This is a genomic window from Nostoc sp. DedQUE02 (assembly GCF_034531035.1).
Taxonomy (GTDB): domain Bacteria; phylum Cyanobacteriota; class Cyanobacteriia; order Cyanobacteriales; family Nostocaceae; genus Nostoc.
In genome coordinates this window covers 125911-150010 of sequence record NZ_JAVRBY020000009.1, presented here as the reverse complement: position 1 = coordinate 150010, position 24100 = coordinate 125911, and the positions used below count along the sequence as shown (strand labels likewise).

The 24100-nt window shown below is 41.5% G+C and carries 22 protein-coding genes; 10 read left to right on the top strand and 12 right to left on the bottom strand.

Going from position 1 to position 24100, the window contains the following annotated elements; all coding sequences use genetic code 11:
- The first annotated feature begins 141 nt into the window (after positions 1-141).
- The 5 genes from RMX98_RS11175 (at position 142) to map (ending at position 5960) form a co-directional block, all read left to right on the top strand.
- Complete coding sequence (locus tag RMX98_RS11175) at positions 142-654, top strand: TIGR02652 family protein (RefSeq protein WP_322678296.1); 513 nt, start codon at positions 142-144, stop codon at positions 652-654.
- A 78-nt stretch (positions 655-732) separates the two neighbouring features.
- A complete protein-coding gene (locus RMX98_RS11170; RefSeq protein ID WP_322678295.1) occupies positions 733-1176 on the top strand; it encodes a VOC family protein in 444 nt (147 codons plus the stop codon).
- Positions 1177-1285: 109 nt separating this feature from the next.
- Positions 1286-4159 carry a pitrilysin family protein gene (locus RMX98_RS11165; RefSeq protein WP_322678294.1) on the top strand — a complete coding sequence of 958 codons (2874 nt, stop codon included), beginning with the start codon at positions 1286-1288 and terminating at the stop codon, positions 4157-4159.
- 102 nt (positions 4160-4261) lie between these two features.
- Positions 4262-4786 carry a plastocyanin/azurin family copper-binding protein gene (locus RMX98_RS11160; RefSeq protein ID WP_322678293.1) on the top strand — a complete coding sequence of 175 codons (525 nt, stop codon included), beginning with the start codon at positions 4262-4264 and terminating at the stop codon, positions 4784-4786.
- 346 nt (positions 4787-5132) lie between these two features.
- Complete coding sequence (map, locus tag RMX98_RS11155) at positions 5133-5960, top strand: type I methionyl aminopeptidase (protein WP_322678292.1); 828 nt, start codon at positions 5133-5135, stop codon at positions 5958-5960.
- 200 nt (positions 5961-6160) lie between these two features.
- On the opposite strand, the gene RMX98_RS11150 is transcribed toward map, so the two are convergent.
- Positions 6161-7639 carry a hypothetical protein gene (locus tag RMX98_RS11150; RefSeq protein ID WP_322678291.1) on the bottom strand — a complete coding sequence of 493 codons (1479 nt, stop codon included), beginning with the start codon at positions 7637-7639 and terminating at the stop codon, positions 6161-6163.
- 208 nt (positions 7640-7847) lie between these two features.
- Here RMX98_RS11150 and RMX98_RS11145 point away from each other — a divergent pair, with 208 nt between their 5' ends.
- On the top strand, positions 7848-9251 hold the full coding sequence (locus tag RMX98_RS11145) for an amidase (RefSeq protein ID WP_322678290.1): 1404 nt from the start codon (positions 7848-7850) through the stop codon (positions 9249-9251).
- Between the two features lie 2 nt (positions 9252-9253).
- Positions 9254-9952, top strand: a complete 699-nt coding sequence (locus RMX98_RS11140; RefSeq protein ID WP_322678289.1) for a Crp/Fnr family transcriptional regulator — start codon at positions 9254-9256, stop codon at positions 9950-9952.
- Between the two features lie 44 nt (positions 9953-9996).
- Here the strand turns inward: RMX98_RS11140 and RMX98_RS11135 are convergent, their stop codons facing one another.
- The 6 genes from RMX98_RS11135 to ispD form a co-directional block, all read right to left on the bottom strand.
- Positions 9997-10488: a hypothetical protein gene (locus RMX98_RS11135; RefSeq protein ID WP_322678325.1), complete on the bottom strand. Its 492-nt coding sequence runs from the start codon at positions 10486-10488 to the stop codon at positions 9997-9999.
- A gap of 323 nt (positions 10489-10811) precedes the next feature.
- Complete coding sequence (locus RMX98_RS11130) at positions 10812-11063, bottom strand: hypothetical protein (protein ID WP_322678288.1); 252 nt, start codon at positions 11061-11063, stop codon at positions 10812-10814.
- Between the two features lie 83 nt (positions 11064-11146).
- Positions 11147-11686 (bottom strand): GNAT family protein, encoded by a 540-nt coding sequence (locus tag RMX98_RS11125; protein ID WP_322678287.1) that lies wholly within the window; start codon positions 11684-11686, stop codon positions 11147-11149.
- Between the two features lie 103 nt (positions 11687-11789).
- A complete protein-coding gene (locus tag RMX98_RS11120; protein WP_322678286.1) occupies positions 11790-12656 on the bottom strand; it encodes an aldo/keto reductase in 867 nt (288 codons plus the stop codon).
- A gap of 70 nt (positions 12657-12726) precedes the next feature.
- Positions 12727-13281, bottom strand: coding sequence for an SMC-Scp complex subunit ScpB (gene scpB / locus RMX98_RS11115; RefSeq protein WP_322678285.1), 555 nt, complete (start codon positions 13279-13281; stop codon positions 12727-12729).
- A 307-nt stretch (positions 13282-13588) separates the two neighbouring features.
- Complete coding sequence (gene ispD, locus RMX98_RS11110; RefSeq protein ID WP_322678284.1) at positions 13589-14272, bottom strand: 2-C-methyl-D-erythritol 4-phosphate cytidylyltransferase; 684 nt, start codon at positions 14270-14272, stop codon at positions 13589-13591.
- 69 nt (positions 14273-14341) lie between these two features.
- On the opposite strand from ispD, the gene RMX98_RS11105 reads away from it, so the two are divergent.
- Positions 14342-15301 (top strand): glycosyltransferase family 9 protein, encoded by a 960-nt coding sequence (locus RMX98_RS11105; RefSeq protein WP_322678283.1) that lies wholly within the window; start codon positions 14342-14344, stop codon positions 15299-15301.
- 295 nt (positions 15302-15596) lie between these two features.
- Here the strand turns inward: RMX98_RS11105 and RMX98_RS11100 are convergent, their stop codons facing one another.
- Positions 15597-16067 (bottom strand): CRR6 family NdhI maturation factor, encoded by a 471-nt coding sequence (locus RMX98_RS11100; RefSeq protein WP_322678324.1) that lies wholly within the window; start codon positions 16065-16067, stop codon positions 15597-15599.
- A gap of 662 nt (positions 16068-16729) precedes the next feature.
- On the opposite strand from RMX98_RS11100, the gene RMX98_RS11095 reads away from it, so the two are divergent.
- Complete coding sequence (locus tag RMX98_RS11095; protein WP_322678282.1) at positions 16730-17176, top strand: Fur family transcriptional regulator; 447 nt, start codon at positions 16730-16732, stop codon at positions 17174-17176.
- Positions 17177-17316: 140 nt separating this feature from the next.
- Here the strand turns inward: RMX98_RS11095 and RMX98_RS11090 are convergent, their stop codons facing one another.
- Positions 17317-20349, bottom strand: a complete 3033-nt coding sequence (locus tag RMX98_RS11090; RefSeq protein WP_322678281.1) for a pentapeptide repeat-containing protein — start codon at positions 20347-20349, stop codon at positions 17317-17319.
- Positions 20350-20492: 143 nt separating this feature from the next.
- On the opposite strand from RMX98_RS11090, the gene RMX98_RS11085 reads away from it, so the two are divergent.
- Positions 20493-22265, top strand: a complete 1773-nt coding sequence (locus RMX98_RS11085; RefSeq protein WP_322678323.1) for a DUF3685 domain-containing protein — start codon at positions 20493-20495, stop codon at positions 22263-22265.
- A 68-nt stretch (positions 22266-22333) separates the two neighbouring features.
- On the opposite strand, the gene petJ is transcribed toward RMX98_RS11085, so the two are convergent.
- The 3 genes from petJ to psbV form a co-directional block, all read right to left on the bottom strand.
- Complete coding sequence (gene petJ / locus RMX98_RS11080; RefSeq protein ID WP_322678280.1) at positions 22334-22678, bottom strand: cytochrome c6 PetJ; 345 nt, start codon at positions 22676-22678, stop codon at positions 22334-22336.
- A gap of 244 nt (positions 22679-22922) precedes the next feature.
- Positions 22923-23342: a plastocyanin gene (gene petE / locus RMX98_RS11075; protein WP_322678279.1), complete on the bottom strand. Its 420-nt coding sequence runs from the start codon at positions 23340-23342 to the stop codon at positions 22923-22925.
- Positions 23343-23592: 250 nt separating this feature from the next.
- Positions 23593-24084 (bottom strand): photosystem II cytochrome c-550, encoded by a 492-nt coding sequence (gene psbV, locus RMX98_RS11070; protein WP_322678278.1) that lies wholly within the window; start codon positions 24082-24084, stop codon positions 23593-23595.
- Between the last annotated feature and the right edge of the window lie 16 nt (positions 24085-24100).

Below are 24100 nucleotides of genomic sequence, written 5' to 3'. Positions count from 1 at the left end.
AGGAAAACACTAGTGAGGAATGTTACTGGCGCAACTGCGTGTCTATGCAGCAGTGAGCAAGTAACCCAAAGTGGTTGAGCCGATGTGTATAATCCAACCCGCTAGTGCTGCTGAAGACAAAATTATGTTTGTACGCACTTCATGATGAATCCAGGTTTGCAGTACCCGATGTTTGGGCCGGAAATACAGTGTCCCCATTGTCGCCAGGCTATTCCGGCGCTGACACTAACAGATACCTATTTGTGTCCTCGTCATGGCGCGTTTGAAGCTAATCCTAAAAATGGAGAGTTAATCCATTTGCAATCGGGGCGTCATTGGCGAAGATGGAATAATGAATGGTATAGACAGCATACTCATCCCGATGGTATTCGCTTTGAAATTCACGAAGCATTAGACAAGCTCTATACTCAAGGCTTTCGAGCAACACGAGTAATTATTGCTCGACGCTATCAGGAATTGATGAGTGGCTACTTGGAACGCAGCACACCTTGGCGTTCTGGACAACCAGAAGCTACTGCTGCGCGTTTGTACGGTTTACCCGTGGAGTTTAGCCCCGATACTTCAGAAGATCCCTGTTGGGAAGTGATTAATTTTGACTTGGAAAAAGAGCCTGGCGTCCCTGTGCGCTACCCTTATTTCAGGTTGTTTGAATAATGGTCAATTGTCATTAGTCATTTGTCATTAGTGAATAACAAAGGACAAATGACAAATGACTAAGGACTAAGGACTAATATGCATCACGTTTCTATTCGGACTGCCAATATTCATCGAGCGATCGCTTTCTACGAACATTTAGGGTTTACAATCTCAGAACGCTTTACCACAGGCTACACTCTAGCTTGCTGGATGGAAGGATTGGGCGGCAGAATTGAACTGATCCAAATTCCCGAACCAAAACCAGCCCCAGATGCTTTTGCTGATGAGCATTATGTAGGTTACTATCATCTCTCGTTCGATTTAACCGAGATTACACCAGATTTGCCTAGTTGGTTGACAAATTTACAAGAACGTGTATTACTAGCTGCTGAGAATCAAACTGAAGAATTACAACCGTTGAAGATACTTTTAGAACCGACACAACAGCAAATAGGCGATCGCATTTACGAAGTTGCTTTCATCGCCGATACTGATGGCTTACCTCTGGAATTCATTCGGATTTTAGCAAAAATCCCATAAATTAGCTTTTTTATTACCTTTGTTGCTAATATTTTTTTTGCCAGATTAAACTGTAGTCATTCACAAAAATGACTATGTAACTTAATTTACAGATATATATGCTAAATACATGTATGGATTTTCCAAATTTTATAAATATCCCTTGCCGTTATTACTTTTAAGTTTATGGCTAGTAGCTGTTTTCTTTTTGAGTGATGAACCTGCTCATAGCCAAAATCCAGTTATATCTAACAAAGAAAAATATCAGTTAACCTTGCAAGCAAAAAGAATAATGCCCTCAACACTGACAGAAAATGTCCGCAAGACAGTGCTGGAGAATGGTCTAACTGTCCTGACAAAGGAAGTTCATACTGCGCCAGTAGTGACGGTGCAGGTGTGGTACAAGGTTGGCTCACGCAACGAAGAACCGGGCGTGAATGGCATTGCCCACCAGCTCGAACACATGATGTTTAAAGGCACTGTAAATCGTCCAATTCAATTTGGACGTTTGTTTAGTGCTTTAGGTAGTGATTCCAATGCTTTCACCAGTTATGACCAAACTGTATATTACGGTACTGTGGAACGAAACAAGCTGAAAGCACTATTGGTGCTAGAAGCAGATAGAATGCAAAATTCCCAGATTGAGCCAGAGCAACTCGCGAGTGAGAAGCGGGTAGTAATTTCCGAGTTGCAGGGTTACGAAAATAGTCCAGAATATCGCCTCAACCGCGCTGTTATGCAGGCGGTGTTTCCCAATCATGCTTATGGTTTGCCTGTAGGTGGCACAAAAGCTGATGTCGAGAAATTTGAAGTTGAGCAGGTAGAGAAATATTACCGCAATTTTTACAGTCCCGATAATGCTGTCTTAGTGATTGTTGGAGATTTTCAAACTGCAAATGCCCTCGAAATAATTAAAGAGGTTTTTGGGAAAGTACCGAGGCAAGGGGCAGCACTTCGGCTACGCTCAGTGACCAGAGGCAGGAAGCAGGAGGCAAGGGGCACACTTCGGCTGCGCTCAGTGACCAGGGGGCACAGAGCAGGAGTTTCTCCCTCATCTCCGATAGTATTGCGAGAACCGGGAGCAGGGCGACTATTGCAAGTTGTGTATCCGCTACCAGATGCAAATCAACCAGATGTCCCAGCGCTGGATGTGATGGATTACATCTTGACTGAAGGACGGAATTCGAGACTTTATCAGGCATTGGTTGAGTCGGGTTTAGCTAGTGAAATTACAGCCTCCGTTACCAGTTTGCGAGAATCTGGTTGGTATGAGGTGTTGGTGACAGCTGGAGCTAAACAAGATTTGAAAAAAATTGACTCAATGTTGAGTAGTGCGATCGCCAATGTAGCAGAAAAAGGCGTGACATCTGAGGAAGTAGAACGAGCTAAAATCCAATTAACCGCAGATGTAATTTTGAGTAATCGTGATATCACTTCTCAAGCAATGCGATTGGGCAATGATCAGACAACTGTTGGTGATTATCGCTACACAGACCGCTATTTAGCCGCCGTCCGTTTGCTGAAGCCGACAGATATTGTTGCTGTCATTAACAAATACTTGACAAAAGAAGCCCGGACAGTAGGCTTTTTTGAACCAACCCAGAAGCTAATCACAGAAGTTGCTGACAAACCAGACTCAGGCCAAACTACAGAAAACTTCTCTCTTGGCGCACCTGTGCTTTTTTCTGAGGTGATGAAATACTTACCGCCTGTGGATTTGGCTACAGATGCAATCGCCCAAGTATTACCACAGGAATTTAAATTGACCAATGGTCTGCGGATATTACTGTTACCAGATCATAGTACTCCCACCGTTACCCTGAGCGGTCACATTCAAGCCGGGAAAGAATTTGATCCAGAAAATAAAGCTGGACTGGCTGCTTTTGTGGCAGAAAATTTGCTCAGTGGTACTAAAAGCAAGGATGTCTTAACTATTGCTAGAGTCTTAGCAGAGCGAGGGGCGAGTTTAGACTTTCAAGCCAACCGCGAAGGTGTGCATATCGAAGGTGATAGTTTAGCTCTTGATTTGCCAATACTCCTTGAAATATTGGCAGATGTTGTAAAAAATAGTACCTTTCCAGTCAAAGAATTGGAATTGCATCGCCAACAAACTTTAACTGAACTGCAACAAGAATTAGATGAACCATCAGAAGTAGCTAGAAGAATATTTGTTCAGTCAATTTATCCGAAAAAACATCCCTTACACACCTTTGCCACAGAGGAGAGTTTACAGCAGATTCAGCGCCAGGATGTGATTGATTTCAAAGCTAAACATTATCGTCCAGATACGACAGTGTTGGCGCTGGTGGGAGATTTCGATCTAGACAAAGTGCGATCGCTGATTAAAAATAAGTTTGGAGACTGGGAAGCTAGCGGTCAAGCACCCACATTAAAATATCCTCCGGTAGCAATGCCAGAGAAAATAGTCAGTGTCAACCCAGTTTTACCAGATAAAACCCAAGCTGTAACTTATATGGGTTACACAGGCATTAACCGTTACGATCCTCGATTTCACGCAGCCTTAGTCTTGAACCAGATTTTGGGAGGCGATACCTTATCTAGTAGACTGGGTGCAGAAGTGCGCGATCGCCAAGGTTTGAGCTATGGAATTTATAGCTACTTCCAAGCTCTTAAGAATGCAGGCGTATTTTTGATTGAGATGCAGACTAGCCCCGAAGATAGCATTAAAGCGATCGCTAGTACCCGCCAAATTCTACAGCAAATCCATCAACAAGGTGTCACTGCACTAGAAGTAGAAACAGCTAAACGCACCCTGATGAGCAGCTACAACGTTTCCCTGGCAAACCCAGAGGAATTAACAGATAGAATTCTGATGAATGAGGTCTACGGACTAGAAAAAGTAGAATTGCACTCGTTCACTGATAAAATCCACAAAGTCACTCTTGAGCAAGTTAATCAAGCGGCTCGTGAGTTACTCCACCCGAATCAAATCGTAGTAGTCACTGCTGGCCCATCTGTGTTACCAGAGAAAAGCATTAGATAGAGATGGGCACTGAGCATGGATAATATAAAGAATGGGTAAAGTGGTTTTTCCCGCTACCTATTAATTGTTCCTGCTCATCAGCATTGCCTTTTGAGAACTACGATGAAAGTTTACAACTATTTATACCAAATTGTAATTACATCTCTGACTTTTCCCAATACTCTTTGGCTGCAAATATTACAGTCTAACTACGTAATATTAACGTTGTTCTTAACTCTAAATTTCATCGCTGTTAATCCAGCAATGGCGGCGAATGTGTCTGGCGATTTGCTCAAACAACCAGCTACAGAAATTACAGTTAGCTTGGGTAATTCGGCTAATGAACTCAAGTTTGAGCCAAATCATTTAGCATTTGAGGTTGGTCAACGCTATCAACTACGGCTTAATAATCCTAGCCAACTGAAGCACTATTTTACTGCTAAAGATTTTGCCGATGGCATCTGGACACAAAAAGTTGAAGCAGGCAAAGTAGAAATCAAAGGAGCCATTCACGAACTGGAACTCAAGCCCGGTGCTGAGGCCGAATGGGTATTTGTGCCCCTGAAATCTGGTACTTATGGCTTACGTTGTACAATACCAGGACATACAGAAGCAGGTATGACTGGAGAGATTGCCATTAAGAATTAAAAATTAAAAATAATTCAGCTAAATACAACATTTCATTAATTAGTAGCAAATTCTCTGCGTACCACTGCGTTTCCCTTTGTGTCCCTCTGCGCTTAAATTTCAACCCTGATTTTAGACAAAGCCGTACTAACTTCCGCAGTGTATCGTGAATAACTTAGGGCGTTTTTGATTCAAGTCCAACATATTAGCAGTATGTAAATATGTTATTCTATATACATTAGCGCCCAAAATTGAAGAATCCCTATCAGGAATTAAAATAACTTAAATTATAGATATTATTTCTCAATTAATCTAGAGAAAGCATTCATACTTCAGCGTCAGAGCCACCAGTAATTATTAATTTCCCATGAACATTTTCAGTAACTTACTTTCTCAAGCGACTCAGCCTACAACTGCGAAAAAACAGCGCCGAGGAATTGAAATCAAATCGCCGCGTGAAATTGAAATCATGCGGCAATCATCAGCAATTGTAGCAACTGTTCTAAAAGAAATTGCCGAGCTAGTAAAGCCAGGAATGACTACGGCTGATTTGGATGCTTATGCAGAAAAGCGCATCCGCGAAATGGGTGCAACACCGAGTTTTAAAGGATATCACGGTTTTCCAGGTTCTATCTGCTCCAGCATTAATAATGAAGCAGTGCATGGCATTCCTAGTCCAAAGAAAGTAATTCGGGTTGGGGATGTATTAAAAGTAGATACGGGCGCTTATTATCAAGGCTTTCATGGTGATTCTTGCATTTCAATTGCTGTCGGTGAAGTGACAGAAGAAGCTGCTAAATTAATTCGTGTAGCTGAAGAAGCTTTATATAAAGGCATTGAACAAGTTAAGGCTGGTGTATACCTGCTTGACTTAGCTGGAGCAATAGAAGATCATGTGAAAGCTAACGGTTTTAGTATAGTCGAAGAGTTTACTGGACATGGTGTCGGTCGTAACCTGCATGAAGAACCTTCAGTATTTAACTACCGGACTCGTGAGATGCCAAATGTTAAACTCCGTGCGGGGATGACGCTGGCAATTGAGCCAATTTTAAATGCGGGTTCGAGACACACGCGGACATTATCTGACCGTTGGACAGCAGTCACTATGGATAATTCTTTGTCGGCTCAGTTTGAGCATACAGTTTTGGTAACGGAGACTGGTTATGAGATTTTAACTGACCGTTCTAAAGTGTAATTGTTAGTTGTAATTATTTATTTTTGAGAGGTGAAGCGTCGAAAAAGAACGATTTACCTCTTTATTTATTCAACAACCGTTATATAGCAATCGTATCTAATACCGCAACATATTCTTGGGTAAAGACGCGATGAATTGCGCCTCTACAAATGGTCTATTTGTCGCATTATTTTTTGTTAGTATAATTTTTTACAAATTATTTAGGACTGCTGATTAGTAGTCGCATAATTAGTTTTATAAATAGAAAGCATCTCTTTAGCTTGTACAGAGACAGACGTACTCTCTGGGATAGCTTCTAATAAACTAATTGCTTGCTGCCATTTATCTTGTGCTTGCTTTAGACTTAGTTGTGAATGAGGTGAATTTCGAACAAAGAAATTAGCTTCTGTTGCTAGCTTATGGGCTGATTCTAAGTTTGCTAAAGCTTTCTTTTCAATTAACACTCTTTTGCTGATAAATTTATAGTTAGTTTGATAGTAAGCTAATTTCTTCTTTGCCCTGTCATAAACTGATGTTTTATCAGGAATTATCTTTAACAAAATTATTGCCTGATACCATTTGGTTTCTGCTTGTTGCCAGACTTTTAGAGGATGCGGTGGCTTTTGAACCAGGGAAGCTGCTTCCATGCCGAGTTGTTGAGCAGATTTAAAGTTAGCGATGGCCGAGCCATCGTCTGCGACGAACGCACTTGTTTCTTGAGTTGAACTTAGATGTTGCTCTCTAATTTTCAAACCAGCAAAAGTTAAGATTAATAAACTTGAAGCGATAATCAAAGCTGAACGTATTATTTTTGGTGTTGAAAACTTTGATAATATTTTTTCTTCCTGGCTACTAATTGCTTCTCTACTACTTTCCTGTTCAATCTTTTTCAGGGCTTGTTCTCCCTGTTGATTTAAATTATTACCCCGAATAATTAAAGCAGCAATTTGTTCTTGGATGAAATCACAATCATTGAGGATATCTGTCAATTCTTGGAATTTTCCCTCGCTCGATATAATTAATTCGTGGTCATCATCTAACCACTCTAAAGCGAAGCCAGATTTACCATAGAAAGCTGATACGCCTAATAAAATATTTAATAAAGTTCGACTATTTTTAATAGTAATAAAAATATAATTTAACTTTTGCTGTAACTGTAATAGTTTTTTTTGAGAATCACTAATATTTTGAATTTGCTCTAGTAAAATATGAGATTTACTCAAGTTTAAGTTAATTTTTAAGCTTTCAGCTATGGCTTTAAATTCATTAGGTATGCTTGAATTAAGAATATTAGAATTTAGTTGATTTACTAATTGAATATCACTGAGAATATCAGTTGCTATTGCTTGCAAAAAATAACCCCATTCAATCCACCCATCCATTTTTGATTGTAAATCAGTCAAGGAAATTTGAGTTTCTGAATTGCCAAATTTTTCTGCGATAACTGGATCGACTAATCCTAGAGGAGGTAGAAACAAAGTAGCTACTGTGATTAATCGAGGAAGTGTGGCGATCGCAGAACTTTTGATGCGATCAAATTTCAATTCCTGAGCGATTAATTTTTTAATATTTCGTAGCTGTTCCTGAGCATTATTGATCAGGATAATTTGTTCCATAATTTGATTAGAATCGCCAATAGTCAGTTTTAAATTCTGAATTAGTGCTGGCAATTCACTAACAAGTATTTCTAAGTTAGCCATAAATACCCCTTAGGGATTTGTCGAAAGTTTATGCGAAACAATTAAAATGGCTTGAGCAAGAATATAACCACGCCTGTTGCATCTGAGCATCCTAGTTAAGTGATAAATTTTAGGAGCTATAAAATGTATAATTCCCGTAAATCCTGCTAAAGTAACAATTTCAGTTTAAAAATCCCCGATAAAGACAAAATTACCCATTCACTAACGTATGAATGAAGTTGATTTAGCATTTACCCCAGCATTAGAGTTGGCGCAATTAATCCGTCGCCGGGAAGTATCACCGCTAGAGTTGGTGGAAATATATTTAGAACGGATTGGGCAGTTGAATCCCCAATTAGGAAGTTATTTTACGGTGACGGCAGAACTAGCGATCGCAGATGCCAAAGCCAAAACAGAATTATTGACAACTACCTCAGAACTACCGCCATTTTTTGGTGTGCCAATTTCCATTAAAGACCTCAATGCTGTAGCAGGTGTTACCTGTACTTATGGAAATCCAGCATTACTGAACAATATCCCAAATTACGATGATGGGGTTGTAACAAGGATTAAGCAAGCTGGATTTACTATTCTCGGTAAAACAGCCACTTCCGAATTAGGTTCGTTTCCATACAGTGAAACTATGGGTTTTCCGCCAGCCAGAAATCCGTGGAATTTAGAATACACCCCTGGCGGTTCCAGTGGTGGGGCGGCGGCGGCGGTAGCAGCAGGATTGTGTGCGATCGCTCAAGGTTCTGATGGCGGTGGTTCGATTCGGGGGCCTGCGGCTTGTTGTGGTTTAGTGGGACTCAAACCATCCAGGGGCAGGGTAAGTAAAGCACCCGTAGGCGAACGCCTAGCTGGGATTGCCGTCAACGGCCCGATCGCCCGGACTGTCGCTGATGCTGCTGCCCTTTTGGATACCATATCTGGCTATATCACAGGCGATCCTTACTGGTTGCCAGATCCCGAACCATCATTTCTCGCCGCCACTCAGACAAAACTCGGTACTTTGCGAATTGCTTTTGACACTAGCATTTCTCCTTTAGGAGAAGCTGATGCTAACTGTCAACAAGGTGTCCGCCAAACCGTTCAGTTATTAGAACAACTTGGCCACCAAGTTGAACAGAAATCCCCAGATTTTAGCGGTTTAGTCGAACCATTTCAAATCGTTTGGCAAGCTGGGGTAGCAGCATCGGGACTTCCTGTTGAAGCCTTGCAACCATTGAATCGCTGGTTATTTGCACGCACAGGTTCTGTTGCCCAGTACTTGCAAGCAGTTTCTCAAATGCAGGTAATAGCACGGCAAATTGTGGCGTTTTTCGATACCGTAGATGTGCTGGTATTGCCAGTTTATTTACATTCACCTATCCGCGTTGGGGAATGGGCTTCGTTGAGTCCAGAAGAGACATTCCAAAATATTATTGAGTGGGTTGCCCCTTGTCCGCCTGCGAATGCAACTGGACAACCTGCGATCGCAATTCCTGTAGGCTTTGATAGCAAGGGTTTACCCATCGGTGTGCAGCTAATTGGTAAACCGGCGGCTGAAGCCACAATCATCAGCCTAGCAGCACAATTAGAAGCGGCTAATCCTTGGATTCATCATCGTCCAGCCTTGGCAATATCAGGCTAATCATGCAGGCATCTCTGGAACAACTTTCGCAAATTATCGTGTTTGCGGGTTTAGAAACAGTAGAGAAATTAAGTTTGCAACCTTACACTCAGGTGCAACGCCATCGCAAAGGAGAGATTATTCTCCATGAAGGCGATCGCTTACCAGCAAAACTCTACGCTGTTGTCAGTGGATCGATTCAAGTTACCAAAACAGCAACAACGGGCAAAGAAACGATTCTTCGCGCCTTAGCTGCTGGGGAAATTTTTGCGGCTCCTGGTTTGTTGGGAAATGGCATTTCTCCGGCAACTGTAACTGCTGAATCTGATTGTGAAATTCTCACTTTAGAGCGAGATATTTTATTAAAAGCTATTCAGGAAAATCCTGAAATTGCCTTACGAATGCTGATGGTTTTCAACAGTCGGATTCAGCAATTGCATGAAACAGTCCACGGATTAGTTTCTGAAAGAGCTATTGTTCGCCTTGCGAGATTAATTAAATATTTTGCTGCTGAATCTGGAACTGAATCTACTTCCCAAGGCGAATGTTTAAAAGTCAAATTATCTTATTATCGGATGGCTCGAAGTAGTGGGATTACTTATGAAGAATGTGTGCGATTAATTAAAAGTCTCAAGTCAGTAATTGCTTATCACCGTGGTGGGATAATTACTATACTTAATGCTGATAAATTAGCTGCGATCGCTTCTGGAAATATAGATTAGTAGGGGCGTACAGATGTGCGCCACTACACACGGTAGACAGCAATTCAGACTGCTATAGCTGCTCTATCTTGTTCGCGTGCGGCGACAACTAGAACAAGACATAGAGCCGCGATCGCTTTTTGCCATTCCTGCCGAACTTGCACATCTTCGACACCTTCAAACAGTCCTACCAAGCGGGGAACAGAGCCTTCTAAGGCCAAACGAGGTACTGGACGGTGTAACTTAACTAAATGAGTTAAGCTTTCTTGATTATGAACAAAACCAATTACCCATGTTGTGGTGTGATTGGGACTATCAGGAACCCGTTTGACTCCCAACTCATTTTTTAGCCAGTTGTAAAAAGGTGGTAATTCCTGAGCTAAAACTCCTCCAGCGGTGGGTAAAGTTTCCTTAAGCAAATTGCTATCTAAGCTGTTTAATTCTTGTTGCAATTCAGGTGAATTGAGAACTTTAGTTAGAGGCTGTGATAGTATTTGTTCCAACTGAGTTTCAGAAAAATTTAAATTTTCAGCAAAAGTTAAAAGTAGCGATCGCATTTTTTTAGACTCCAGCAATAATTAATTACTCTCTGCAACTTTCTCAGAAAGTGTAAGCAAAAATGTCAGGTTTTTTCAGCTTTTAAGGCATGGGGTGCGTTAGTAGGCATAAAGATAAAAACACCAGGTTCAAGTGCAATATCTTCTCCAGATAAAGTCAGTAAACCTCTGCTTTCAATTACATTAATGGTGGCATTTCTAGCGCACGATCTACACTATCAGGAGTTTTTTCAACGCCTAATACTTTGACATGAGACTTCTTGCATAAGTCGGGAAAAGGGCAAGGGGGAAGGGGAAAAAGTTCTGTATTGTCCCCTTCCCCTTTAACATGAACCCCTTTTCCCCCTCTTGCAAAAAGCACAAATGCCAAGAGGTCTATGGTATTTTGCTAAAGCGATCGCACTATATCCAAAGCTAGAACCTAGCTCTAAAACTGTCTCTCCAGGCTGAAAATTTGCCCACTGAAATAATTTAGCTGTGGCTATTCGTCCACCAGGACGAAGATATTTCTTACCTGCTGCTGCTGAAATTGCGTGTCCGGTTGCTGTTTGGAAATTGAGGATAGTGTTGGTCATTTCTGCGACCCTCTGAACTTGTCTTACCCTCAATTTCTCAGGAATTTATGATATTGTCTCTGAGGTAGCTCATAGAAGCAGTATTAGTTTGCTTTCCACTCATGGTCAAGGATCGCATAAAGAAAGTTATCGTACCATTTGCCTTTGATTAACTCTTTTTCCCGCAGATGACCTTCACGACGCATACCAATTTTTTCTAATACCTTTACAGAAGCAAAATTATCTGCAACACACCAAGACCAGATCCGATGCATTCCCAGTTCTTCAAAGCCGAACTTTAAAATGGTATGTGCTGCTTCTGCTGCATAACCTTGTCCCCAATATTGAGTGTTTAATTCATAGCCGATATTTGCTTCTTGCATTTCCGAGTCATTTACACGGATACCACAATTGCCAATCAGCCGATTTTCTTCTTTGAGGATAATAGCTAATTGAAACTTTGTTCGTGGTTGCTCTTTTTGCTGATCGATAAACATCTGGATAAACTCACAAACCTCCTTCTGTGTACGGTGCGTCCAATAGCTGTAACGCAAGTACAAAGGATCAGATTGATAGGCAAAAACTGCTTGCCAATCTGTTTCTATAAAGTCACGCATTAGCAAGCGGTGTGTTTCTAAGATCATTTCTTTTTTATGTGCTTAGTACAGGCAATCAAAGAGTTTATGCAGCTAAACAAAGCACGAAAATCTTAGGACTTCTAGCACATAACATTAGCTAGTGGAATGATTAAGTTGCCCGATCAATTTTTTGCACTTCTTCATCAGATAGTTTCACATTGATAGCTTGTGTCGAGTCTTCAATACTGGAAACCTTGCTAGCACCGGGAATTGGCAAAATAGCGGGTGATTTGGAACGCAACCACGCTAAAACGATATTATACACAGATACGCCTTTTTCTTTAGCTAACTGAGCGATCGCAGCAATATCTTGTAAGTCCTGATGGCGACGCCTACCACCAAAGGGACTCCAAGGCAAAAAGGTCAATCCTTGCTGTTCGCAATACTTCAACACGCCGTCATTCTCTGGCTGTCGTTGCCAAGGGCTATATTGATTCTGCACCGAAACAATATCCACCACATCCCGCGCCCGCTTAATTTGTTCAACGGAAAAGTTAGAAACTCCCACAAACCGAATCAAACCTGACTCCACTGCTTCTTTAACTGGTGCAAGAGATTCTTCAATGGTGTAATTACTATCGGGAGAATGGTATTGCCAAACATCGATGGGTTTAGTACCACCCAACGCCTCAAAACTGACTCGAATTGTTTGGCGTAGATGTTCTGGGTTGCCGTTGCTTGTCCAGTTGCCATTAGGACGCATCAAACCGCCCTTCGTTGCCACAATTACTTGGCTAACATCGCCTTTATAAGTACTAAGTGCCTTGTGAATTAGCTGCTCATTGTGATGCTTGTCTGACTCATCTTTGCAGTAAGAATCGGCAGTATCAATAAATGTAATACCCAGATCCAGGGCACGATGAATAACTTGAATTGATTCGGATTCGGGAGGGCGATTAGAAATTGACATGGGCATACCACCCAAACCGATCGCACTCACAAAGATACCAGTTTTTCCTAGCTGTTTGGTTTCCATGTTTCTAGCTATAGCTTTCTTGTCCCAATTATCTATCAGTTAGCTATTCACCATAAATCCTCCCTGGTACTTAGACTTGGTGATTATCCCCACTCCCGACTGCCTTTAGTTCTAGTTCTAGTTCTAATTGTTCTTCCTTCTGGTTGTTGGAAAGTATTTGCGGGAGTTGTTCTATTTGGAAATACTGATGAAATTTCGGTGTTACTTGGAGTGAGTAAGAACGAGAATCGCTGTCTCGGCGCTTGCGGATAAAACCAAGTTCGACGAGTTCGGGAACGTGCTGATATACTCCTGAACCACGTAGATTAATCAAGTCGCTCTGGAGTATAGGACTATTAAGAGCGATCGCTGCTAAAGTTCGCAATGCACCTACACCCAACTCTACTGGTATCATTGTTTGCACTAAATCATGAAAGTCAGACCGTAGTTGCAAACTGTAACCATCTGGAGTTTCTACTACTTCTAGAGCGCTATCTCGGTGGGCATAGTTGTCCATGAGTTCAATTATGCCTTCTTTGACACTGGCGCGATCGCACGCGGCATACTCGGCGATTTCGCCGAGCGACAAAGGTTTACCCTTTAAGTAGAGAATTGCTTCTATCTTCGTCGCTGTGGCTGTAATCATTTAGTCATTAGTCGTTAGTCATTGGTTATTAGTCATTGGTCATTAGTACATGACAACTAACAATCAATAAGTGTGTGGCATTATATCGTAAATTGTCAAAGTATTTTTTAAAAATTTCAAATTGGGCATTGGGAATGGGGAAAGGGAAAGGGGTAAGGGGAAAAGGGGAAAGATTAAATTTATTCCTTTTCCCTTTAACCTTTAACCTTTTCCCCTGCTCTTCCTGCCTCCCCTGCTTCCCCTGCTTCCCCTGCTTCCCCTGCCCCCCTGCTCCCCTGCCCCTCTGCCCCTCTGCCCCTCTGCCTCTTCAAAAGCCTCTACTTGTGAGAATAAATTCTGCGATCGCTAAATCTTGTGGAGTGGTCACTTTTAAATTTGTTTCCTCTCCCTCGACAATTCGAACTTCGATGCCACACTTTTCAAATAAAGCAGCATCGTCAGTTACTTCCCAATTTTGACGGACTCCTTCAGCGTGGCACTGTTTCAACAACTTGACATCAAATCCTTGGGGGGTTTGTGCCGCCCATAGTTGTCGTCTGTCGGGTGTCTGTTGAATTATGCCTTGTTCATCAACAACTTTGATGGTGTCTTTAACGGGCACACCAGCAATTAAACCAAAACAATGGCGAATGGCCTCGGCACAAGAATTAAATAAATCTGGTGTGGCTAGGCATCTAGCACCATCATGAATCAACACTTGTTTTGCGGCTACTGGCAGGGATTGTAAGCCATTGTAAACAGATTCTTGGCGGGTGGAGCCGCCTTGAATCAATTCCACTGGTTTAGTCAGCTTCAGATCGGCGATAATTGCTTTCAAGTCAGACCAGTCAGCAGGTTGAGAAATAATCCCGATCCAAGTGATGGTACTGGCGGCTTCTGCGGCTAATAGAGTCCAAGCAATAATTGGTCGCGATCGCACGAGTAGCAGGAGTTTATTGCGGTTACTCCCCATTCTTTTTCCTATTCCCGCAGCTGGAATTAGTAAATACACAGAATTCCTCAATCTTTAAGCTATATATTTTCCCCTAAAATAGGGAGCGAGTAAGCGTCAATAAATATTATGCGAGTAGTAGCCCTTGTACCTGGCGGAATTGGCGACCAAATTCTCTTCTTTCCGACTCTAGACGACCTGAAGCGCAATTACCCTAACGCTCAGATAGATGTCGTTGTTGAACCCCGGTCAAAGGCTGCCTACCGAGTGAGCAAGTCAGTTCACGAGGTGCTGAACTTTGATTTTAATGACCGTAACAGTCTGGCAGATTGGGGTAATTTGGTGGGGACTATTCGCGATCGCGAATACGATGTTGCCATTGCTGTTAAGCAAAATTGGTTGGTGGGTCTTTTACTCTGGTTGACGGGAATTCCTATACGCATTGGCTACCAAGGCAAAGGATCGGGTTTTCTGACCCATGCTGTGCCGTCCAAATCATCCCAGTATGCGGCAGCAATTTACCACGACTTGCTGCAACCGTTGGAAATAAATAGCCCTGTCCCAGAGTTAGCAGTAAATGTGCCAAAACCAGATATTGAGTGGGCACAAAAGGAACAAAAACGTTTAGGGGTTCATGAAACAGGCTATATCCTGATTCATGGCGGTTCTGGCCAGTTATCCCAGGTTAAAGAACTGGATAAAATCTACCCAGTCGAAAATTGGCAGCAAATTATTCAAGCCTTTCAACAAAAGCAGCCCGATTTACCTGTGGTGGTTATTAAGGGACTTGATGATGAGCAGTTTGTGCGATCGCTTCTGGAGTCTTCTCCAGATATCAAGGTGACTGCCCCAGATGACATTGGCAAGTTAGCTGCTATAATTGCCGGGGCTAATTTGATGTTGTCTACTGATAATGCGGCACTACAACTAAGTGTCGCAGTCCAAACCTATACCATTGCCATATTTGGGCCTACCGATCCAGCGAAGTTATTGCCGAAAAACGATAAATTCCTGGCTATTGAATCCCTCACGGGAAAAACGGCGGATATTTCACCAAACGCAGTTTTAGAGAAAATTTGGGCTGGCTAAACCAGTAGTTTTTTGAATAATTCAGAAGTCAGAATTCAGAAGTCAGAACCAGAAAGTGGGAGATTCACACCCGTTACTACGAAAGTTGACCACAAAATCATAGATTTTATGGGGGTGCAATAAATTCCGTTGATTTAGCGTTCAACTGATATCATGCCGAAGTCCGCTTTTTTGTTCAGAATTCATACTGAATTCTGGCTCCTGAACGCCAGTTGCTCCACTTGGGGAAACCCCTTGGCGCTAGCCTCTCACGAATGGGAGAAGACCGCACTGGCTCCTCCTGAATTCTTTCTTGTTAAAATATCCCAAAAAAAGCATCATCTAATTCATAACCCAGCATTTGGGCCATTGATTTCAGTCTTGATAGGCTGGGAATGTCTTGTTGTTTGAGCCAATCACTTAAGATAAAGATTTTATGCATTAAAAATATCTCTAAGGCTTCAGGATTATACTGAATGCCTTCTTGAGAACTGAATTGGTGTGGTACAAGCATGGCGGCATAACGAGCGAATTCTCCAGCTTTCCAATCTAGTAAAAATGGCAACCAGGGATATTTAGCATCTAGGCGCACAAACCATAGCCGCACCTCTGGAATTTCTGAGAGTTCCCGTGGATCGCCAGGTTCGAGATCGTAATTGATATCAAAGCGTAGCTGCTGTTCATGGGAGGCGACCCCATCTTGCAGCAGTTTTTCAATCACCGTTGACGCAGGCGATAGATCCAGATTGTTAATGAAGTCATTATTGAGTGCGATCGCAATTGTCATTGATTCAGCAGCCACTTTCTTGATGCTCAACTGTAGGATCGAGGATCTACAGTAGCAGCTTTCAGGGCTTGACGCTACATTGATTTTTACTCGCACAAAGTCTTCTTCACAAATAAATTAGTATTTACTGATACTTTTTTGCTGATAATTTGGTCAACTTATTACAAGGTTTAGACACAAGTCTGACCTGCTCAAATTTATTTGATACTTTTGCTTGATTTCGCTGGTTATTACAAAGATACATCCAGTTACTAGCCTTGATATAAGCTACTGGCTATAGTCACCCACTTCACCGATTTTTGCTCAAGTTAAATATTACTTTTCTCTTTGCTATAATTACCCACATTTAATGTAAAAAATTACTACATTATTAATATGGTGTGCCATTAGAATTAGCCTACTTAGGTAAGGCTACGCCTGCCCCAAGGTGGACATTTACAGCAATTTTAAGTTAAAGTTGTAATGAGTTTGTTTTAGATTAAGGTCTGACAAAGTAGCCGTCAACAATCAAAAAAATCATTATCATCACCTGTCACTTCCGCAGCATTCAAAGCCAAAACATCAGTACAGGTGAAAGAGTGGTGTGCAATATCATTGCATATATTAAATAACCAATAAACATTTAGATGGGAAAATTCACCCAACAGTTAGCAAGCTGTAATATGCAAAAACAAACAATCACTACAAAACCAATTCGTTCTTTAGAAGATGCGCTAGAGCGCTGTCAAATCCTGGGTATGCGTGTCAGTCGTCAGCGTCGCTTTATTCTGGAATTACTTTGGCAAGCAAATGAACATCTTGCAGCAAGAGAGATTTATGATCGCTTGAACCAACAAGGCAAAGAAATCGGTCATACTTCTGTTTATCAAAATTTAGAAGCATTATCAAGTCAAGGCATCATTGAGTGCATTGAACGCTGTGATGGGCGTTTGTACGGCAACATCAGTGACTCTCACAGTCATGTCAACTGTATAGATACAAATCAAATTCTCGATGTTCATGTAGAACTGCCAGAAGATGTTATCCGCAAAATTGAAGAACAAACAGGGGTAAGAATTACTGACTATAGTATTAACTTTTTTGGCTACCGCAATCCGCAAGAGGGATAGGGAGGAGGGAGCAGGGGAGAAATCAATTCAAAATTCAAAATTCAAAATTCAAAATTCAAACATTTTAGAACTTCTGCCTCCTGCCTCCTCTTTCCCAATGCCCCATGCCCAATACTTCGGCTACGCTCAGTACAAGTGCCCTATTCCCCAATAGAATTATTGCCAAAAACTGTCTCATCATCGGCATAATCATCATCTAAATCTACTGGTAAAATTGCGCCTTCGCAGCTCTCAATTATTCCCTTTGCAGGGGTTTTATTCCAATTAACATCGATGTTTGATGTGATTTTTACGGTGTTTAAGAAGGCCTGTTGCGATGCCTGCGGCGGTAAACCACGCAAATGTTTCAGTCTTTGAAACGATTCTTTAGAGAATAATGCACCATTATCGGTGGCCAGTTTTTTATCAGTTTCAGTGAGAATTGCCTCAAATAAACAGGCGTTGGTAAGATTGACTGAGTTCAGATTTATCCCCATCAAGTTAGCCTGTTGCAGGTTTGCGCCTGTAAAGTTAGCCTGGTGGAGGTTTGCGCCTGCAAGGTTTGCGCCTGTGAGGTTCGCGCCTGTGAGGTTCGCCTGTTGTAAATTGGCTCCAGCTAAATTCGCCCCCGTTAACTCCGCATTCGATAAGTTTGTTTGCTCAAAATTTACCCCAGTTAACATCACTTGCAATAAAGAGGTTCCCGATAAATTAAGTCCAGCCAAAGATTTAATTCGGGTTGCGAAGGCACTTTTATGTAAAACTGTTGTCTTCGCAATTAGCATACTCAGCGCCTCTGGATGGAATTCTGTCAAATTGACTGGATTCCCACAAGGCCAAAAAGGAACTTTTGTTTCTCTATAGCAAGCACAAAGCAATAAAAACACATTCAATCCCACCGCAGCATTCACCTGTTCAACATTTACAGGGTTTTGCAGTGCGTGAAAATTAGCCAAGGCGTTGTGGGCTATCCCCTCATCTAACCAACGTCCTTGACAGTAAGCACGCCAAAAAGATAAAAGACGTTGAAACAAAACTTCAAATGAAAATTTGTGCTTTTGCTGGCGACGCAATCCGGCGATCGCCAGTTCTTCAATTTCTGGAATAAGTATCCCGTAACCTAGTAAATTATAAATATGCTGGGCTACCCTATTGGGATCAAGTATAAAATTAGGTGTACCATAAGCTTCATCTTCATACTGAGTCAAAAATTTAAGTTGGGCAGCAATAGCATCTGCACAAAGAAATTTTCCTAATTTGACATAAGAAAACTCAACTAAACTACTTTTAGATGTGCTTTTATCTGAGCTTTCTAAATCCCGAACCTTAAAATAAAACCCTGGTAGAGTCTTAAATTCACCAACCAAATTAATTTGATGGCGTTGCGAGTGTAAAATTTGGAGAGCGATCGCTTGCATCTGCTCAAGTAAATTTTGGGGATGACGATTAGCGAGTAGATTAGCGATCGCTTCTGGAGTCCGGTGGATATGAGCTGTACCCGAACGCAGTAACATCGTCTTGATCCCACCAATTAACGGATAACCCAACAACCATCGACTCAAACGATGATGAATTTCCCATAACAGAAAAGATTTTTGGGTATTAGCAGCTAACTGCAATAGTTCATCATCTAGCAAACCCTCGCGGTGCAAAATGCCCAACAAATGCAGCATTAAGGGTTGACGCACAAAGACAGATAATTCTCTTAACTTTGATTGGCTGGCAAATAACCCTGTCTGTTTTAAAAATGTAAAGAAATTTTGGGCGATGGGTAACGATTGCACTTTTGCCCATTGTTGAAACCATTGCTTGAGTTCGTCCGTATCCAATGGCTGAATAATAATTCGCCTCAACAATAGCGGTAGTTCCGAGACGATTTCCGGTAACGTCGTTGAACGACTCGTTAACACAATTTTGTGTCGATGCTGAGATTGAAAGTTCAGTAATTGCTGAATAAAAATTGCTTGCGCCCTGATACCTTGAGCAGAATGGGGCAGTTCATCCAGACCATCTAGGAGCAACAGACAAGGGATATTTTCTTGCTCTAACCAAGTTGAAAGATTAATAGGAAAAGCAGAATTTAGGGTTTCGATTAAAGTTTTACCGTATTTTACATCTCGCAATCTAATTAAGATCGGCATCCAAGTAGGGTATAATTCCTGTGCTATCTGTGCTGCCCAAAGTTGGCAAAAACTAGTTTTTCCATAACCAGGTTCCGACTCAATGACAGCGATCGTTTCTAAATCAGTTAGCTGTTGTTGGGCCCATGTTTTTAAATCAACTGGTTTAACAGTTTTTTTATCCTGCTCAGAAATATTTTCCTCTATTGGTAAGCCTTTTTGTGGCACATAGATATCTTTAAAGGCAAAGGATTCCATCAGTAAAGGCATACTGAGGTTTTTAATCAAACTTGCACGGTAATGTTCTCGGTGCAAATCAATTTTATCACCGACTGTAGAACCAACTTCTGGGGTGATGAAACTGGGAGATAATGAAATCCCTAAGCGGAAAAATTTTTGCAGTTGGGCTAAAGGTGCAGCATTCTCGGTGACAACTAGCAGCATTTCACCAGGAAGTGAGTTGATCAAACGCTGTGTTAAGAGTTTAGCTTCCGGTTCCTCTGCACCATTGGCAACTAACCAAGCTATAGCAGCATTATTTATTTGTTGCACCAGTAATGAATCTGCAACTAAAGATAGTGCTTGTTCAGCTTGAGTGTCAGTCAATTTACCTGGAGTGAGAGTTTTCAGCAATCCTTGTAGTTGCGGATCTTGGAGGATGAATTTACTCACGTCCTCTTGAAGTATGTGTGGTTGTATAAGTATAATTGCCCGATCTAGCCACGGTCTTTGCAGGCTTGCTTCCTGCTCTAGAATTGCTTGCAAAGCTTGGAGATAGGCAATTTGAAACGCTAGCCATGTACCTTCGTTACGTTTTAACGGCTTTTTTTGGCTGAGGCTACGCAACAGGTTTTCTGTCAGTTGAGAAATCACACTGATTTCTTCCCAAACAACACCTAAAGGCAGTTCTAAGACCTCTACCAAGGTACAGATATCAAAAGGCATCAGGCTTTTGACTTCCATATCCTGAACGATCCGGTAGGCAATACCTGCCAATTGCCCCCTTGAAAATCCTCTGATTTGATTGATTGGGATATAGCGTTCTGCCAACCAGTGCCGAATACTCAAGTTCATTTAATTACACAGTGACTGCTGCATAAGGCAATTATGATCGATTTATCAGTTTGCGAAAACAGATAAAAAAGAGAAAGACAAAGTTTTGTATGACAGTTATTTTCTGATTGGTAAAAAACAGTGCTGATGTAATTGAGTGGACTATGAGCGATCGCCCGATAAAATTATTGTTAATCGACCAAGACCCGATTTTTCGTCTGGGATTACGGGTAGCTTTAGAAGCGATTCCTCACCTGGAAGCGATCGCAGGGGTAGAAAATTACACCACTACCTTGCAGATTTTAGCAGAAATTGCCCAAAAAGACCCTAACCAAGTAAATTTGGTGGTTTTGGAATTTGGTAATAGTCGCTCTACCACCAGTCAAAAGCTAGGTTTACAATTCTGTCGGCAACTCAGAGCTTTATATCCTAACTTACCAATTTTGCTTCTCAGTTCTGTTCAAGAACAAGGACTACTATTGGCTGCAAAATCTATTGGTGTAAATGGCTACTGCCCCAAAGGTACACCACTTCCTGAGTTAGTCGCCGCCATACAAGAAGTTGCAAATGGTGGTAGCTATTGGTTCCAAGACACAGAAGCAATAATAACTCCTAATTCCCCGCTCCCTAGTACAGACAAGATTAATCGCGTCTCTACCCACTCCCGACTCCCTTTCTCCAAACTCCGAAATAATTTGCATTTGTCAGGAATTGCTAACATTAACGCTACCTTAGCCGCAGTAACAGCACAATTACAAGTTCCCGGATTACCAGTACTAGAGCGAGCAATTCTAGCTGGACGGCGGCGAGAACTGCTAGCGGCTCGTTGGTTGCTAAATCAGTTGTTGGTTTCACCACAAGAAAGGCAAGAAGATATTCCGGTTGCTGATGAGCCGCCTTTGACTGCTTCATTCAGTAGTGCCATTCAACAAAGGCAAACTGCATCACCTTTACTTAGTCCGGGAACACTACAATCTGCCTTGTTTGCATCTTGTGTAACAAAACTTCAGTTTTCTTTACGAAACGTCACAGATATCCCTTTAGAAATCGACATCTTTCGTGAAGATAAAAAACGGGAATTACTTTATCTGATCCTACAAAAACTAGCTGAACAGTTGGATGAACTGCGTGCTTCTCAAATAGAGATAAATCAATTATATGAAGTAAAAAATACCTTAGTAAGCGACTTATGGCAAGCAGCCATTACAGATTTTTTTGGGAAATTTTCTCGAATAAAAATTGGGAATCAGAGTAGAGAACTGATTAATTTATTGTTGCAAAATACAGATATTGTGGAAAGAGATATTCTCCAAAAAATTCCTTTAGTTTGTGAGTTATATTCTTATCTATTATTTCAAACAGAATTGAATATTGATAATGCCTACTATCCTGTAATGAGCGCCCAAGCCAAGTCTCAAACATTAATGATTTTAGAGAACTTGTTGATTCAGGTAGCGAATGGGGTTGTGCAACCACTGCTAAATTCTTTATCAGATGTAGAAGAGATCAAGCAAAATTTTTATGGGCAGCAATTGATTTCTACAAGAGAAATTGAACGATTTAGAAATGATTTGTCGTGGAAATATCGATTAAAAAATTATATAAATGAGCCAAAAGCAGTTTTTGAAAGTCGCTATGAATTATTTGTAATTGCGCCTCGTGGTATTGCTAATACTTCAGTTTATGCTCCTCGGAATCAGGAGTTAGCAAAACTTTCTAATATTCCTTTAGTAGTGACATTGCTGTTAGAATTTAGTGATGCGATCGCACCACGTTTAAAATCACTATTAGCTTTTTTAGGTAGCGGTATAGTTTTTATCCTTACCCAAATAGTTGGTAGGGGTTTAGGTTTAATCGGTCGTGGTATTCTTCAAGGTATTGGCAGCGTTTCGTCAGTAGAAAAGAACTTTAGACGAAATAGCGATCGACCGAAGTGAAGCCGGATTTGAAAAAACCCTTTGGTGTGCCAAAGGGTTGTTGTGTTATCCAGATAAATTCAGCTACTTTACCAGCCTTGTTCTGCATTTTGAAAAACGTAAGCGGCTACTTCCAGAATCTCCTCAGAACTTAACTTGCCTTTAAAGGCAGGCATAGCATTTTTACCATTTTGCACTTGGTGGATAATCGCCTCGATAGAGTCGCGATCGTAATTTTCTAGATATTTTGATAATGCTTCCTTTTTCAAGGTTTTCTGGCTAATCAGGATGTTACCGCCACCTATATGGCAAGAAGTGCAGTTAGCCTCAAAAATTTTAGCACCGTTGGATGTTTCGGCAGCTAGTGCTGGACTGATGAATGTCAATTTGAATAGAGCGATCGCCGACAGTAAAATTAATAAAAGTATTTTCAACAGAATTTCCTCGCAACAAGCCTCCAGCAAGAGTATAAACGCGATTAATCCCCGATTAAGTCAAATTTGATCAAAATTGGCGGTAACGAGTTCACCCCTCCATCGCCACAGGTTACTTAGCGTCTTAGGGGAGGATAGGAACTCGCTACCGCCATTTATGTCTCTTGTGCGTCACTCTAGGAGTGTGGCGTGTTGCTATGAGCTAATTTCACCGATAGATCATCTGGTGTCAACAGCGATATTTCTAGCCTTCGACAGTGATTGTACCAATCATGCCAGCACCACGGTGGGGTTCACAGTAGAAGGTGTAGTCACCAGCAGGTGCGTCTGCTGCAAAGGTGGTCGTTTCCTTTTGACCAGGACTCATGAGCAACTTTTTATGAGACAGAGATTTAGCTAAATCGGCGCTCTTAGAGGGGTTTTTGACAGTATCAAACACAACATTATGGGGAGGAACTTTATTGTTCACCCATTCAATAGTGTCACCTGGTTTGATAGTCAACTTTTTCGGTTCAAATGCCAGCATTCCTTTATCACTACCCAATTTCACCTGGTAGGTTGCAGCCGAAGCACTGGGAGTAAAAACAGCAAAGCTGCTAACAATTAAAAGGATTGTCAACACAGCTAAACTAAGGCGTCGCCAGCTTGCCGAAATTAATTTCATAGCTCTCTCCTAACAAACAATTTTTTTTCCCTTTCTCATTTTAAATAAAATCAACGCCAAAGTATGACAATCTGTCATAGATAATTTTTTTTTAATATATGGAGAGAAATTTATTGCAAAAACCTGTGCAATCAGTAGTAAATGGGGAATAGAAAATGAGGAATGAGGAATGGGGAATGGGGAATGAATTCTTCCCTATGCCCTATTCCCAATGCCCAATGCTCTATTCCCAATGACTCAGTTCCGGGATTTAGTAATAGATTTTTCCGCCTCCCCACTTAGTACCAACGATTTTGGGTTGTAAGAGAATATGACCGGCGATCGCCTCCAAGTCATCATCTGTCAGATTTCGCATTGCTGTGAAAATATCTGCGCTTTTAATGCTGGGGTGTATTTCGGAAATCTCTTCTTCCCCGTCATAAGTAGTAGGATTTTTCAGATAATCTACTAAACCTTCAATGTTGTTACGGTTGGGTGTTGCCAGTGCCAAGTCCTCTGGAGTGAGTCCCACGTTTTGGTTTGTCTTGGTAACTCCCCCAGCATGACATTGGGCGCAAGCGTAATTAAATAAGCGTTTGCCTTCTTTAACTTGTTTAAGGCTTAGTACGGTGGTGTCACCCTCAGTATTTAATGGCACTGTTCGGGTAGTTTTGTCCAGTTCCACTGCTGTCGCGCTACCGACAAGCAACTGAAACGAGAGAAAAACAGTAACCACGACAACGCCAATTAGTCTTCTAAACATGTTTCCCCTTAAAAAT